Genomic DNA, 13,594 nt, shown 5'->3' with positions numbered 1-13,594 from the left:
GCGAGCCGGCGCGGGGAGTGGGTGGGGCGAGGAGAGCGAACGGACTAGGGACGATGGGAATTCGTGAGAAGGAAGCCCGTTCATGGCCTCGCCCCGGGAAGAACCTAACACTCAGGCCGGGATCAGGTCGCGGAGATTTTCCGGCGTGATCACCCGCGATCCCGCCGGCAGGCCGTCCGGCCGTTCCAGGCCGATGAAGGTGACGGGCTCGTCCGGCACCGTCCGGCCGTCCCACGGCTGGGTGCGCGCGCCCGCCCCCGTCATCAGCTCCGTGAGGTGCCGGACGGTCAGCGGGGTGCGCTCGACCAGGCCGCGCAGCAGCACCGCGAAGGTGAGCACGTTCTCCTCCACGCGGTTCTCCTGCGGCTCGCCCCTGAGGTACAGGTGCAGCCAGCGGGCCTTCCAGCGGCCCTCCTCGTCGCGCTGGAAGGCGAGCGGCAGGGCGATCCGGCCGGGACCGCGCAGGTCGGACTTCATGCGCACGGTGCGCGGTTCGAAGGGTGCGCCGCCCTGGTCGGCGTCGCGCGTCATGAAGCCGAAGAAGGACTCCTCGACCGCCTCGAAGTGCTCGCCGCTGTAGACGTGCACCTGCGGCACGACGAAGTCGCCGCGCACGGCGCCGAGCCGCAGCTCGATGAACTCCGAGGCCCCGTCCGGGGCGTTGGTGATGTCCCCGGAGTGCACGCCTTCGACCGAACTGAGCGCGGTGTACGACAGCCAGGTCACCGCGTCGTAGTCGGCGTCCAGGACCAGCGCGGACAGATCGTGGTCGGTCCGGTGGGCGGACTGCTTCCAGTACGTGAAGAAGCGCAGCAGGTCGCCGTCGACCGGCGAGACGGAGCCGCGCGGCAGGGTGCCGATGCCGGCCGCCGCGGCCCGGCCGCTGAGCGGCAGCGCCACGTCCAGGACGGCCGGGTCGACGAGCAGCCGCTCGGGCACGTCGAGCCGGCGCAGGGTCTCGGCGTCGAGGAGCGCGACGAGCCGCTCGCGGGCCTCGGCCGGCAGCGGCGGGCGGGTGTCCTCGGTGACCCAGGCGGCGCCCCGCCGGTTCACGAAGACACGGCGCGGCCCGCTCCGGCTTCCGCCGCTCCCGTCCGCGCGGTTGGCGATGTGGTCGCGTACGGAGAGCACGACACGGCCGGACACGCGCGGCGCGGCCCGCTCGGCGGCGGCGAGCACGGCGTCCCGCCGGGCGTCGTCGGCGGCCGTCCGCAGCAGCCGGTCCAGCGAGCGGAAGAGGACGCCGGGCGCGGCAGTGGCCAGCAGTTCGGCCGCCCCCGTGACGTCGTTCCGGGCGAGCAGGTCCTCCACGTGCCCGGCGAGTGAGGGTGCCTCGCGCTCGCCGCGGGCGACGGCGAACACCTCGGCGGCGTGCGGCCACTGCGGGTACTCGTGCGGGTGCAGCCGCTCGCCGAGCCGCTTCCAGGCCTCGCGGTGCCGGGGCACGTCGGCGAGCTTCGCCGGGTTTCCGGCGACGACCGCGTCGAGGGCGGCGAGCAGGGCGCGGCGGTGCGGCCGGGACGGCGCGCGGAACCGGGTGGGTTCGAGCAGCCCGACGTCGCCGCCCGAGAGGGCGCAGGCGAGGCGCAGCACGTCGGTGACGGTGTCGGCGAGCAGCGGGACACCGGCCCGGAGGCGGGCGCGGTTGACCACGGCGCGGTGCTCCCGTATCGGGATCGCCTCGGGCTGCGGGCCGTCGGCGTGGTGTTGGGCGAGCACGGCGAGGTCGGCCAGGTGCTCCTCGCCGAGCGGGGTGCGGCTGCCGGCGAGCGCCAGGTAGAGGGCGGTGGCCTCGTCGTGGAGGGTGCCGCCGAGGTGCAGCAGCGTGACGCGGTCGCCGGGCGAGGCGGTCAGCTCCTCGTGCGCGGCGAGCATCTCCTCGTAGCGGTGCTGGTAGCGCCCGTAGCCGGGCAGGCTCAGCAGGTCGACGACACCGTCCCTGAGCTGGGCGAGGACCCCGGGACGGGTGACCTCGTTCCCGAGCGCCCTGTCGACGCACTCGGCCCAGAAGGCGGCGGTGTCGGGCACGTTGGCGGGGAAGTCGACGAAGTACGTGTTGTGGCGGACGTGGTCGCCGACGAGCTCGCGGACGGTGGTCAGGGTGCGGGCGGCGAGCGCGGTGACCGTCTTCGCGTCGTACGACGAGAGCGCGGCGAACAGTTCGGCGGAGAGCTTGAACCCGACGGACATCAGGGCCACGTCGAACTGCCGTGCCGCGGCGGCACCTTGCGTTCCGGCTCCGCCGGCGGCGGGCTGTGCGGGGAGGCGGAGGGTGTGGCGTACGAGCAGGCGTTCGAGAGTGTGGACCATGGGCGCATGCTCCCAGGGGCCGGCGGCGCGGCGCACACGGATTTCGCCGGGATTCCGCCCGGCACGCATGGGTCGGGCGACTGCGGTTACGTGCGGGGAGAGGCACACAGCGCAGTCGACGAGAGGAGAGCGACATGTCCGAGCCGCGCCGCCGGGGCGAGGACGGGCGGGCCTGGCCCGCGACGGAGCCCACGGTCGCCCCGTGGCGGACGACGGGCCGCAGGGTGCACGCCGACCTGGAGTTCCCCATCGAGGTGGGGTTCTCCTACGATCCCGACGACCCGTGGGCGGTCCTGGTCGGCTTCGGCCGGGGCGAGCACGCGGTCGAGTGGACGCTCTCCCGGGAACTGCTGCACCGCGGCACCCGGACGCCGTGCGGCGAGGGCGACGTCCAGTTCTGGCCGCTGCGGCAGGGCGGCCGTGACGGGCGGCTGCGCATCCGCCTCGGCGGCACGGGAGTCCCCGTCCTGGTCGACGTCGACCGCTCGGCCCTCCGCGCCTGGCTGGCGAAGACCTTCGAGGCGGTCCCGGCCGGCACGGAGGCGACGCACATCGACTGGGAGGCGGAGGCGGCGCACATCGGGTGGGTGTGAGCGGGCGCGCGGGGCCGGCACGGCGGGCGCGGCGGGCGGCCGGCTCGGAGGCACGGGCCGGGCGACGGGAGGCGGGGTTCTCGCGGGCGGGGGCCGGGCGACGGAAGGCGGCCGTCGCCGGTCGGCGGGAATCAGCCCGGCCGGCGGGAAGAAGGGGCCGACTGGCGGGTGGCGGCCCGGTCGGCGGGCGGTGTCAGCCGCCGGGGCGGACGATCAGCGCGCGTGGGGCGCGGGTGACGACGCCCGTGCGCTCCGGCCGGAAACCGTCGGCGAGACGGAGACGCGGCATGGCCTGGAAGAGGGCGAGCAGGGCGTATTCGGCCTCCAGGGCGGCGAGGGCGACGGCGGGGCACGGGCCGGGGCCGTAGGTGAGCTGGCCCGGGTCGTCGCGCAGCAGGTCGAAGCGGTCCGGGTCGCGGAACCGGTCCGGGTCGCGCCCCGCGGCGCCGACGAGCAGGGCGACCGGGGCACCGGCCGGCAGGACGCCGCCGCTGACGTGGATATCGCCGCGGGTGCGGCGCATCATGATCTGGACCGGCGGCTCCCGGCGCAGCGACTCGGCCCAGGCGCGGGCGACGAGCCCGGCGGGGGCGTCGCGCAGCACCTCGACCAGGTCGGGATCGGCGAGCACGTCCGCGAGGAAGCCGGCCAGGGCCTTCTCGCGCACCGATATCCGGGCCGTGCACTGCCCCGCGAGCGCGGACGCGGCCCGGCCGCGCACCAGCCGCATCATGTCCCGGTACGGCACGCCCACGGCGGCGGCGACGGTGCCGGCGGGCAGCCAGTGGCAGAAGTCCGCGACCAGGTCGGCACGCGGCCGTCCGGCGATGCGGCGGGCGAGGACGAAGGCGGTGCGTTCGGCGACGGCCCGCAGCTCCGCCTCGTCGACGTCGGTGTGGGTCTCGGCGCACGGCGGGTCGCCGGGCCGGTGGCCGTGGGTGAAGCGCGCGTCGGCGAGGGCGCTCGCGACGTCCGCGTACCGGCTGATCACCCAGGCCCGCAGCAGCGGGTCGTGGGTGAGCGGGAACTCCTCGCGCAGCACCCGGTACGTGCGGTACGGGTCCCGGGTCGCGCCGGGCTCCAGCGGGCTGGGGGCGACGCGGCGGGCGGGCCGCTCGTCGGCGGCGACGGCGGCCGCCGACCCGGCGGGCGCCATGGCGGGCAGCGCGCTCCAGTGATCCCGCCGGGGTCCGCGCCCGGGGGACGGACGTGCCGGGGACGGGCGTGCGGGGGACGGGCGTGCGGGCTCTCGGCCCAGGACCGGCCCGCCCTTGGGATGGCCGCCCTCGGGATGGCCGCCCTTGAGGTGGCCACCGTTGGTCGGGCCGGCCTCGGGCGGCGCGGCCTCGGGCGGGCGGGCGTCGGGCGGCGCGGCCTCAGTCGGGCCGGCCTCGGGCCGACCGCTCGTCGGCAGCAGGCTGCTCCGGGACTCACGGCTCTGCGGCTCGTCGCTCATCTGGCCCCCTCGTCGGTCAGCGGCGCGCATCACCCCAGCTCACCACCGAGAGCACTCGATCGCATCACGTACACCGCCGAACGGGTGAATCTCGACCTGTGTGCGCCGGTGCCGATGCGGGGGCGCGGGAACGGCGCAAGAGCACGGGCGCTGCGCGGACGCGGGCGGCCGGGGAGGGACGGCCCGCCGGTCAGTTCAGCGACAGCCGGAACGACATCTGGCCGAACCCCACCGCGTCCCCGGCCCGGACCACGACCGCGCCCGTGACCCGGCGGCCGTTGACGGTGGTGCCGTTCGTGGAGCCGAGGTCGCGCAGTACCCAGGTGCCGTCCTGCGAGGACAGTTCGGCGTGCAGCCGGGAGACGGTCTCGTGGCTGAGCCGCAGACCGTTCACCGGGTCCCGCCCGATCCGCAGCGGGTACGGCCCCGGGTGCGGAAGGAGCAGCTTCGGCAGGCGTTCGGCATGCCAGGCCCGGCCGATCCTGGCGGTGAACGCGGACATCTTCTCGACCGCGCCGACCACCCGCCGGGTCCAGGTCGACTCGGTCGCGAGGTCGGCGGTGAGCAGGGCGAGTTCGTCGGGGCGCCGGGCGACCAGCACCCGCTCCATGCGGTACAGGAACGTGTCGTGCGACAGACGTCCCTGCGCCGCGCCCTCGCGGAGCACCGCGAGCGCGCGTTCGCGCTCGGCGTCGGTGAGCCGAGGGGCGTCAGGCGTCCCGGCCGGCAGCTCGTAAGGGGTCGTCACATACGTGATTGTCCGTCGCGAGGCCCCGGGGTGTCCAGAAGGGTCCCGAGCCCCGCCCGCCCGCACCCCGCCGGCTCCGCCCAAGAGGCCCTGGAGACACCGCCGTACGCGCTCCTGCCCGCACAACCGGCTGCCGCCGACCCCCATCGTTGCGACGGTCGGCGGCCGACCACCCGCCGACCACCGGCCCGGACGGCCGGCGGTTGCTCACCCGCCCGACCAACCGGCGTACGGCCGCATCGGAGCCGCCCGGACCTCCCGCACCGCCGAGCTGCCCGGGACGGGTGAGCCGGTCGGCTTCGTCGTGCCCGCGCGCAACAGCCACCACCCGATCATCGCGTACATCGGTGTGCTGCCCCCGCACCGCGGCCGCGGACACGTGGACGAGATCCTGGCGGAGGGGACGCGGGTGCTCGCCGCGCAGGAGGGCGTGGAGAGGATCAGGGCGGCGACGGACCCGGGCGACGTGCCGATGGCGAGGTCCTTCGCCCGGGCGGGTTACGTGAACGTCGAGCGTTCGGTCAACTTCGTGGGGGACGCGCCGGGCACGGCGGGCGTCTGACTGCCAGGATGGTGCCGTAGAGCTGTACGTCCGTGGTCGCGCACGTCCGGGGCCGTGAACGTCCGTGGCGGTGCGCGTCCACGGCCGCGCACGGCCGTGGTGCCGTGCGCGGCCGTACGTCCGGGGCCCGCGGGTCCAGGCCGTACGTCCGTCGTCGACGAGGGGACCGTCGCGTGCTGTTCGAGGTGTGGGCGCCGCGCGCCCGTGACCGGGTGGTGCTGGAGCTGAACGGCGTCCGGCATCCGCTGGAGCGGGACGCCGAGCGTCCCGGCTGGTGGACGGGTGTCGTCCCGGCCGCCGACGGCGACCGCTACGGCTACTCCCTCGACGACGGGCCGCTCCTGCCCGATCCCCGGGCCCGGCGGCTCCCTGACGGCCCGGACGGTCTCGCGGCGGTCGTCGACCACGACACGTACTCCTGGCGCCATGACACGCCGAGGCTGCGGATGCGCAGCGGGATCCTGTACGAGCTGCACGTCGGCACGTTCACGCCGGAGGGCACCCTGGACGCGGCGGCCGAGCGGCTCGGGGAGCTCACGGGCCTCGGCGTCACCCATGTGGAGCTGATGCCGCTGTGTCCGTTCCCCGGCGTGCACGGCTGGGGCTACGACGGGGTCGCGCCGTGGGCGGTGCACGAGCCGTACGGCGGGCCCGAGGCGCTGAAGCGCTTCGTGGACACGGCGCACGGGCTCGGTCTGGGCGTGGTCCTGGACGTGGTGCACAACCACCTGGGGCCTTCGGGCAACCATCTGCCCTCCTTCGGCCCGTACTTCACCGAGACGCACCACACGCCGTGGGGCGCGGCGGTGAACCTGGACGCGCCGGGCTCGGACGAGGTCCGGGCGTACTTCCTGGGCAGCGCGCTCGCCTGGCTGCAGGACTACCGGATCGACGGGCTGCGGCTCGACGCGGTGCACGCGCTGGCGGACACACGGGCGCTGACGTTCCTGGAGGAGCTGTCGGCGGCGGTGGACGAGCTCGCCAAGGAGCAGGGCCGGCAGCACTTCCTGATCGCCGAGTCCGACCTGGCGGACCCGCGCACGACCACACCGCGCACGGTGGGCGGGATCGGCGTCCACGCCCAGTGGAACGACGACTTCCACCACGCGCTGCACACGGCGCTGACGGGCGAGTCGCAGGGCTACTACGCGGACTTCGCACGGGCCCCGATGGCGGCCCTCGCCAAGACCCTGACCCGGGTCTTCTTCCACGACGGCACGTACTCCTCCTTCCGCGGCCGGCACCACGGCCGCCCGGTGGACCGGGAGCGCACGCCGGCGCACCGCTTCCTCGGCTACGCGCAGACGCACGACCAGATCGGCAACCGCGCGACCGGCGACCGGCTTTCGGCGTCCTGCTCCCCCGGCCTGCTGGCCTGCGCGGCGGCCCTGGTCCTGACGGGCCCGTCCGTGCCGATGCTGTTCATGGGCGAGGAGTGGGGCGCGACGACGCCGTGGATGTACTTCACGGACCACACGGATCCGGAGCTGGCGGAGGCGGTACGGCGCGGCCGGCGGCGTGAGTTCGCGGCGCACGGCTGGGCCGAGGAGGACGTGCCGGATCCTCAGGAACCGGCCACCCGTGACCGCTCGGTCCTGGACCGCGCCGAACGCGAACGCGAGCCCCACAAACGCCTGCTGGCCTGGCACCGCGAACTGATCGCCCTGCGCCGCACCCTCCCGGACCTCACGGACCCGGACCTGGCCGGCGTGAAGGTCGCGTACGACGAGGAGGCCCGCTGGCTCGTCTTCCGCCGCGGCGACATCAGGGTCGCGGTGAACCTGGGCAAGGAACCGGCGGACATCGCCCTGGGCTCCAACGGCCGCGACCGCGTCCTGGCGGCCTGGGACCGCACGGACCCCCCGGGCCGCGACGGCCTGCTGACCCTCCCGGCGGAGTCGGCGGTGATCCTGACGGACGGCTGAACGCCACCCGCCCACGGCACACGACTGCCACGGACTACGCGCTGAGCGCCTCCAGCCGGGTTGTCAGTGCTGCGCAGTAGTTTCCCGCCATGGCGAACAGACCCCCTGAGAACTGGCGTGCCTGGACGGCGCAGGTGGCCCGAGACGTCGAGGCCGGAATCCTGGAAACCGGGTGCGCCGAGGCGGCGGAAATGTACCCCGAATCCTTGCTCGGAGCGACGGACTCGGCGCTGGAGGCGTTCGAGGCGGAGGTAGGTGCGCTCGTCGGGCCTTCCGATGAAGAGGTCTTCGGGGTCGTCGAGAGGGTTGTCCTGGCGCTCAACGCCGTCGACGGCGACGACAGCCACGGCGGCGCCGGCTACTGCACCGAGGAGCGGGAGCAGCTGTGCGCGTACATCGATCTCACGTTGAGCGAGCACGGTGTGGACGTGGCCGCTCTGGCGGAGCGGAGAGGCATGAACCGCACCGAGATCACCGACGCATGGCGCGACTGGTGACCGTGGCCTCCTGTCCTTCGCACAGTGCTCCACCCGCGAGGACCGGTGCCCTGACCTCCTGAACCGGTCCGTCCAGTGGCACCATGACTTCCATGAGTTCCGTGGGTTCCATGAGTTCCGAAAATGGCTCAGCGCCGGTCGAGAGCACTCACGTCACGGCCGCCGCCGCGGGCACAGGGCTCCGCTTCTCCTGGGACGCCGATGCCCGGATCGAGGTGCGGAACCTCGGGGCCGAGGTCGTCATCGAAGCGAACGCCGCGGGGCTCAGGACGCTTGCCGGGCACCTTCTGGTACTGGCCGGCGAAGGAGTTGCGGATGGAGCCCATCTGCACCTCGAGGACGGCAACGGGCTGGAAGGCGGGTCCGTCGGCCTGGTCCTGGAGCGCAGCGACGAGGAGTGACCGGATCCTCGTCGCAGACGTCACTCGACGATCGCCATCTCGCGCGACGTGTCGTTGAAGCGGCGGCCCCTGCCGGTGGCCGTCAGGGTGACGATGTCCTCGATGCGGACGCCGAATCGGCCGGGGAGGTAGATGCCCGGTTCGATGGAGAAGCACATGCCGGGGACGATCGGGCGGGTTTCGCCCTCGATCATGTACGGGGGTTCGTGAGTGGTGACGCCGATGCCGTGGCCGGTGCGGTGGATGAAGTACTCGCCGTAGCCCGCGTCCGCGATGACCTTGCGGGCCGCGCGGTCCACGTCCTGGCAGGCGGCCCCCGCGCGGACGGCCTCGAAGCCGGTCTGCTGGGCCTCGCGGACGAGGTCGTGGACCCGGCGCTCCTCGTCCGTCGGTTCGCCGACGTGGACGGTGCGCGTGGTGTCGGAGCCGTAGCCGTGCTTCAGGCCGCCGAAGTCGAGGACGACCATGTCGCCGTGCTCGATCGTGCGGTCACCGGCCTCATGGTGCGGGTTGGCGCCGTTCGGGCCCGAGCCGACGACCGTGAAGTCCACCTGGGAGTGGCCGGACCCGAGCAGCAGCGCGGCCAGGTCGGCGGCCACCTCCGTCTCCTTGCGGCCGGCGAAGCGGACCTTCAGGATCTCGCCGTACGCCTGGTCGGCGGCGGCCCCGGCCGCGGCGATCCGGGCCAGTTCGTGCTCGTCCTTGACGGCGCGGAGCATCGGCAGCGCCTCGGTGAGCGACACGTACGAGGTGCCCGGCAGGGTCTGCTGGAGGCCCAGCAGATGCATGGCCCAGGCGTTGTCGCTGACGCCGAAGCGGCCGTCGACGTCGAGCAGCGGGGCCGTGACGGCGTAAGGGTCCTTGCCGTCGGTCCAGTCCCGGATGCTGAGCGCGGCCGCGCCCGGCGCCTTCTCGGCGTCCGGCGCCTCCAGGGTGGGGACGACCAGGACCGGGTCCTGTCCGGGGGCGATCACGAGCACGGTCAGGCGTTCGGTGATCGTGGTGGGCCGGTAGCCGGTGAGGTAGACCAGGTCCGGCCCGGGCGCCACGAGGACACCCGCGAGCCCGGCCTCGGCGGCGGACTCGGCCGCCCGGGCCATCCGGGCGCGGTAGTCGTCGGCGGTGAAGGCGGCGGGTTCGCCGCTCGTGCTCCGGGGCATGGTGGTCTCCTTCTTCACGCACAGCATCCTGCCGGGCGGGAGCCGGGTCCGCGACCGCTCGGGGCCGGTTTCAGGGCCCGTTCAGGGACGGCCTCGGGGGCCGTGTCGGGCCCGGCTCGGGGGCCGTGTCGGGGCCGGCCTTCGGGCCGTCTCAAGGCCGGCCTCGGGGCCGTCTCAGGGATGGTTCGGGGGCCGGCGCACTTCAGGGGCCGACGGCGGATCCGGGGCCGGAGCCGGATCCGGGGCCAGGGCCAACGCCAGGCCCCGGGCGGGCTCAGCTCTGGTCCGGGTTCCGGACGATGAGGCGTTCCAGCAGCGCCTGGAACTCGTCGCCGACCACGATCCGCAGCTGGCCGTCCTCCTCGGCGTGCTCGCTGAGCTGGGTGAGCGTGCCGCCCCGCCACCAGAAGACGTACGGGCTGATGGCGCCCGGAGTGTCCTCGTAGCCCGACGCGGCGAACGAGGCCATGGCGCCGAGGGCGGGCACGATCGTGGTGTCCCGGATCGCGTGGAAGGCGAGCTGGTGCCGGAACGGCATCGCGACCAGGGCGCCGTCCTCCGTGAGCGGCAGGCCGGTGACCCGCCGGACGACGGCGTCCAGGTCGAGGACCCGGCTCGCCGTGTAGAAGGAGTCGCCGAGGATGACCTCGAAGCGCATGCCGTCCGCGTCCTTGACGGTCTCGTGCCCCTCGACGGGCAGCCCGCGCAGGTTGTCGATGGCCCGTTCCCGCAGGCGCACCGGGTCGCCGAGGCGTTCCAGCGCCTCGTCGGTGAGCGTCATGACGCTCTCCGGCAGGTCGAGCGCGAGGACCTCGTACAGGCCGGGCGCGACGGTCCGCGCGTAGCCGAAGGTGCCGGGGTCGATGCCCTCGCCGCTGACGACCCGCGGATAGAGCTGGGCGCGGATCTGTTCGGGCGGCAGGGTCTCCAGGGCGGAGGGCCCCTCCAGGGCGCGGACCACGAGCCGTACGTGACGGTCGATCAGCCGCGGCCAGATGCGGGTGCCGCGCGGGTCCTGGTGGCAGACGGCGGCGAGGTTGCCGAGGCCGAAGCGGCGACCGGAGTCGTCGGTCACGGAGCCGGCGTAGACGGTGACCTCGAGGCCCAGCTCGGCGAAGGCCTCGCGGACCTGCCTGCGGAAGAGCGCGGCCTCGCGCTCGGAGAAGTACGTGAACTCGGGGTCCCGCGGCGCGTCCTCGTCGTCACGCCTCGGCCCTCGCCGGAACCACCCCACGTCGTCCCGCCTTCCTCTCGCCGTTTCCGCCCGGTCGGTCGTTTCCCGGTCCTCCCGCGTGCCCTGCGCAGCCAGATTAGCGACCGGCCGCCGTACGGGGGCCGAGTCTCCGGACCAACTCGGCTGCGGGCCCGGCCGGTTCGCGTCCGGCGTGCAGCAGTTCGGTGCGGTGGACCAGGCGCGGCGCGGCGAGCGGGACGAAGACGGCCCCGGGGACGCCGAGGCCCGCGGCGGAGGCGGGCAGGAGGGCGAGGCCGTGTCCGGCGGCGGCCAGCGCGGTGAGGGTACGGGCGTCGGTGCCCTCGTAGCGCAGCGCAGCGCGGAAACCGCGCCCGGCGGGAGCTCCGTGGACGGCGCGCAGGCGGTCGAGCGGGAAGCCCGCGTCCGGCGCGTCCAGCCAACGGGCGTCGACGAGATCGGCGAGGACGAGACCGGGGGCGGGGGCGGTGAGGGTGCCCGCGTCGGCGGAGGTGGCAGGTGCGGTGGTGGCGCCGGCAGGTGCGGTGGCGGAAGTGGCGGGTGCGGTGGCGGAAGTGGCGGGTGCGGTGGCGGAAGTGGCGCGGCTCGCGAGCGGGTGGTTCGCCGGGAGGGCCACCACCAGCCCCTCCTCCGCGACCGGGCGCGCGGTGACCGGGGCGACGTCGGGGAGCCGGAGCGGGTCGCTGGGTGCGGCGAGGCCGTCGACCAGGCCGAGGTCGGCGGCGCCGGTGGCGACGGCGGCCGGCACCTCGTCGCGCGGCAGCGTGCGCACGGTGACGCCGGTGGCGGGCAGGGCCGCGAGGACGCGCGGGTGGAGCGCGAGCGGCGCGGCGGCGAGGGTGAGCGTCTCGCGCGGGGGTGCGGCGAACCGGGCCAGATCGGCGCGCGCCGCGTCCAGCCGCAGCAGCAGCGAAGCGGCGTGTTCGAGCAGCCGCTCGCCCGCCGGGGTGGGCGCGACGGGCCTGCGGCCGAGCAGCGGCATGCCGAGGTCGGCTTCGAGCGCGGCGACGTGCTGGGAGACGGCCGACTGGGTGTAGCCGAGTTCCCTGGCCGCGGCGGAGAAGGAGGCCAGCCGGGCCACGGAGACGTACGTACGGAGCAGGTGCGGGTCCACGGGTTCGTCGGCTTCCCGCTCAGGAGCCCTTGGGGGTGTTCAGCAGGTCCCTGGCGTAGAAGGCGAGGGAGCGGTTGTAGCGGGGCAGCAGCGGGGCGAGGGCGCCGAGCGCGAGGGAGGCGGCCTCGCGCTCGCGGCCGGTGTCGGCGAGGGCGAGGGCGAGGAAGGCGTCGACGGCGGCGGTGAGGGCGGTCTCGTCGGCGTCGAGCCGGTCGGCGGGGATCGCCCGTTCCTCGGTGAGGAGTTCGACGCTGACGTCGGGGCGGCCGAGGTTGCGCAGGCTGCTGGCGAGCTGGATGACGGCGCGGCGGCGGCGCAGTCCGGTGAGGCCGCCGTCGAGGGCCCGCCGGTACAGGCGGACGGCCTGCTCGGGCTCGCCGGTGGAGTCGTGGGCGGCGGCCTGCTCGAAGAGGGCGACGGGATCGTCGGCGGGTCGCTCGGCGGCGAGTCCGGCGATCCGGGCGCGGAAGCCGGCCGGATCGGAGTCGTAGGCGTCGAGCTCGTTCCAGGCGGCGGCGAGCCGCTGTTCCCAGTCGCGGGCGTCGTGGGTGCTGCCGCTCGCGTCGTTGCTGCTCGCGTCGTTGCTGCTCGCGTCATCGCTGCTCATGGCGGCACCCTACTCCCGTAGGTCATAAGCGTTCGTGATGGAGAGTGCATGAATCATCGTTGGACGTGAACGGGCGACGCCTCTGAGGATGGTCTCCATGAGCACGCACATCCCCACCCTCACCCCGACCTCCGCCCTCATCCCGGCCTCCGCCCCCTCCTCCCTGGCCCCCGTTCCCCGCATCGCCCTGGTCGGCGACCGTTCCCCGCATGTGAAGTCCCATGTCCGGATCCCGATGCTGCTCGACGCGCTGGCGGAGCGGGACGGGCTCGTCCTGGACGCGTACTGGATCCCCAGCGGTGACGCGGCGGCGCCGGGCGCGGTCGAGGGCTTCGACGCCGTGTGGCTGCTGCCGGGCAGCCCGTACGCGAGCGAGGCGGGTGCGCTGGCGGCGATCCGCACGGCGCGCGAGAAGGGCATCCCGTTCCTCGGGACCTGCGCGGGATTCCAGCACGCGCTGCTGGAGTTCGCGCGGGACGTGTGCGGCCTGGAGCGGGCGGCGCACGCGGAGAACGACCCGGACGCGGACGAGGCGGACCTGCTGCTCGCGCCGCTGGCCTGCTCGCTGGTGGGTCACGAGGGCGGGGTACGGCTCACGCCGGGCTCGCTGGCGGAGTCGGTGCTGGGCGCGGAGCTGACGACCGAGCGTTACCACTGCAACTACGGTCCCGACAGTCGTCATCTGGACACGCTGGAGGCGCACGGGCTGCGGTTCACGGGAGTGGACGAGGACGGGCAGGTGCGGATCGCGGAACTGCCGGGCCATCCCTTCTTCCTGGCGACCCTGTTCCAGCCGGAACTCGCGGGCGACGGGACCCGCCCGCACCCGATCGTCCGCGCCCTGGCCACGGCGGCGGCCGCGCGGGCGGCGGCCGTCACGCATGGGCCGGACGTCACGCGTACGGCGGCCCCGGCGGGAATGACGGGCTGAAGTCCACCTGCCGGCCCGGCGGGACTGGCGGGCTGAAGTCCACCTGAGCGCCCGGCAGTACGCGGACGCTGCGCCCG

General features: G+C 74.6%; 12 protein-coding genes and 1 pseudogene. 6 read left to right on the top strand and 7 right to left on the bottom strand.

Annotation, left to right across the window (positions count from 1 at the left end; all coding sequences use genetic code 11):
- Nucleotides 1-111: 111 nt before the first annotated feature.
- Complete coding sequence (locus ESG85_RS20015; RefSeq protein ID WP_128981136.1) at nucleotides 112-2,310, bottom strand: TerD family protein; 2,199 nt, start codon at nucleotides 2,308-2,310, stop codon at nucleotides 112-114.
- 134 nt (nucleotides 2,311-2,444) lie between these two features.
- Here ESG85_RS20015 and ESG85_RS20010 point away from each other — a divergent pair, with 134 nt between their 5' ends.
- Nucleotides 2,445-2,903 carry an SsgA family sporulation/cell division regulator gene (locus tag ESG85_RS20010; RefSeq protein ID WP_128981134.1) on the top strand — a complete coding sequence of 153 codons (459 nt, stop codon included), beginning with the start codon at nucleotides 2,445-2,447 and terminating at the stop codon, nucleotides 2,901-2,903.
- 193 nt (nucleotides 2,904-3,096) lie between these two features.
- Here ESG85_RS20010 and ESG85_RS36665 read toward each other — a convergent pair whose 3' ends face one another.
- Together ESG85_RS36665 and ESG85_RS19995 are read right to left on the bottom strand one after the other, a co-directional pair.
- On the bottom strand, nucleotides 3,097-4,359 hold the full coding sequence (locus ESG85_RS36665) for a cytochrome P450 (RefSeq protein ID WP_281288060.1): 1,263 nt from the start codon (nucleotides 4,357-4,359) through the stop codon (nucleotides 3,097-3,099).
- 190 nt (nucleotides 4,360-4,549) lie between these two features.
- A complete protein-coding gene (locus ESG85_RS19995; RefSeq protein WP_128981130.1) occupies nucleotides 4,550-5,107 on the bottom strand; it encodes an FHA domain-containing protein in 558 nt (185 codons plus the stop codon).
- 259 nt (nucleotides 5,108-5,366) lie between these two features.
- Here ESG85_RS19995 and ESG85_RS36035 point away from each other — a divergent pair.
- The 4 genes and pseudogenes from ESG85_RS36035 to ESG85_RS19975 all read left to right on the top strand — a co-directional run.
- Nucleotides 5,367-5,669: pseudogene (locus tag ESG85_RS36035) on the top strand (GNAT family N-acetyltransferase); the annotation flags it as partial.
- A 173-nt stretch (nucleotides 5,670-5,842) separates the two neighbouring features.
- Nucleotides 5,843-7,594 carry a malto-oligosyltrehalose trehalohydrolase gene (gene treZ, locus ESG85_RS19985; RefSeq protein ID WP_128981126.1) on the top strand — a complete coding sequence of 584 codons (1,752 nt, stop codon included), beginning with the start codon at nucleotides 5,843-5,845 and terminating at the stop codon, nucleotides 7,592-7,594.
- An 89-nt stretch (nucleotides 7,595-7,683) separates the two neighbouring features.
- Entirely contained in the window at nucleotides 7,684-8,091 is a 408-nt protein-coding gene (locus ESG85_RS19980) for a hypothetical protein (RefSeq protein WP_128981124.1), read from the top strand.
- A gap of 92 nt (nucleotides 8,092-8,183) precedes the next feature.
- On the top strand, nucleotides 8,184-8,492 hold the full coding sequence (locus tag ESG85_RS19975) for an Imm32 family immunity protein (RefSeq protein ID WP_246095173.1): 309 nt from the start codon (nucleotides 8,184-8,186) through the stop codon (nucleotides 8,490-8,492).
- A gap of 20 nt (nucleotides 8,493-8,512) precedes the next feature.
- Here ESG85_RS19975 and ESG85_RS19970 read toward each other — a convergent pair whose 3' ends face one another.
- The 4 genes from ESG85_RS19970 to ESG85_RS19955 form a co-directional block, all read right to left on the bottom strand.
- Entirely contained in the window at nucleotides 8,513-9,652 is a 1,140-nt protein-coding gene (locus ESG85_RS19970; protein ID WP_128981122.1) for an aminopeptidase P family protein, read from the bottom strand.
- Nucleotides 9,653-9,926: 274 nt separating this feature from the next.
- Entirely contained in the window at nucleotides 9,927-10,886 is a 960-nt protein-coding gene (locus ESG85_RS19965) for a DUF1444 domain-containing protein (RefSeq protein ID WP_128981120.1), read from the bottom strand.
- A gap of 76 nt (nucleotides 10,887-10,962) precedes the next feature.
- Nucleotides 10,963-11,979: a LysR family transcriptional regulator gene (locus ESG85_RS19960; protein WP_128981118.1), complete on the bottom strand. Its 1,017-nt coding sequence runs from the start codon at nucleotides 11,977-11,979 to the stop codon at nucleotides 10,963-10,965.
- A 19-nt stretch (nucleotides 11,980-11,998) separates the two neighbouring features.
- The gene (locus tag ESG85_RS19955; RefSeq protein ID WP_128981116.1) at nucleotides 11,999-12,586 is read right to left on the bottom strand and encodes a tetratricopeptide repeat protein; all 588 of its coding nucleotides are present in this window, start codon (nucleotides 12,584-12,586) and stop codon (nucleotides 11,999-12,001) included.
- Nucleotides 12,587-12,683: 97 nt separating this feature from the next.
- Between ESG85_RS19955 and ESG85_RS19950 the strand changes: the two genes are divergently transcribed.
- A complete protein-coding gene (locus ESG85_RS19950; protein WP_128981114.1) occupies nucleotides 12,684-13,517 on the top strand; it encodes a CTP synthase C-terminal region-related (seleno)protein in 834 nt (277 codons plus the stop codon).
- Nucleotides 13,518-13,594: the final 77 nt, after the last annotated feature.

The organism is Streptomyces roseicoloratus (assembly GCF_004117935.1).
Taxonomy (GTDB): domain Bacteria; phylum Actinomycetota; class Actinomycetes; order Streptomycetales; family Streptomycetaceae; genus Streptomyces; species Streptomyces roseicoloratus.
The sequence above is the reverse complement of the archived record's forward strand: the minus strand, read 5'-3'. Positions and strand labels throughout refer to the sequence as shown.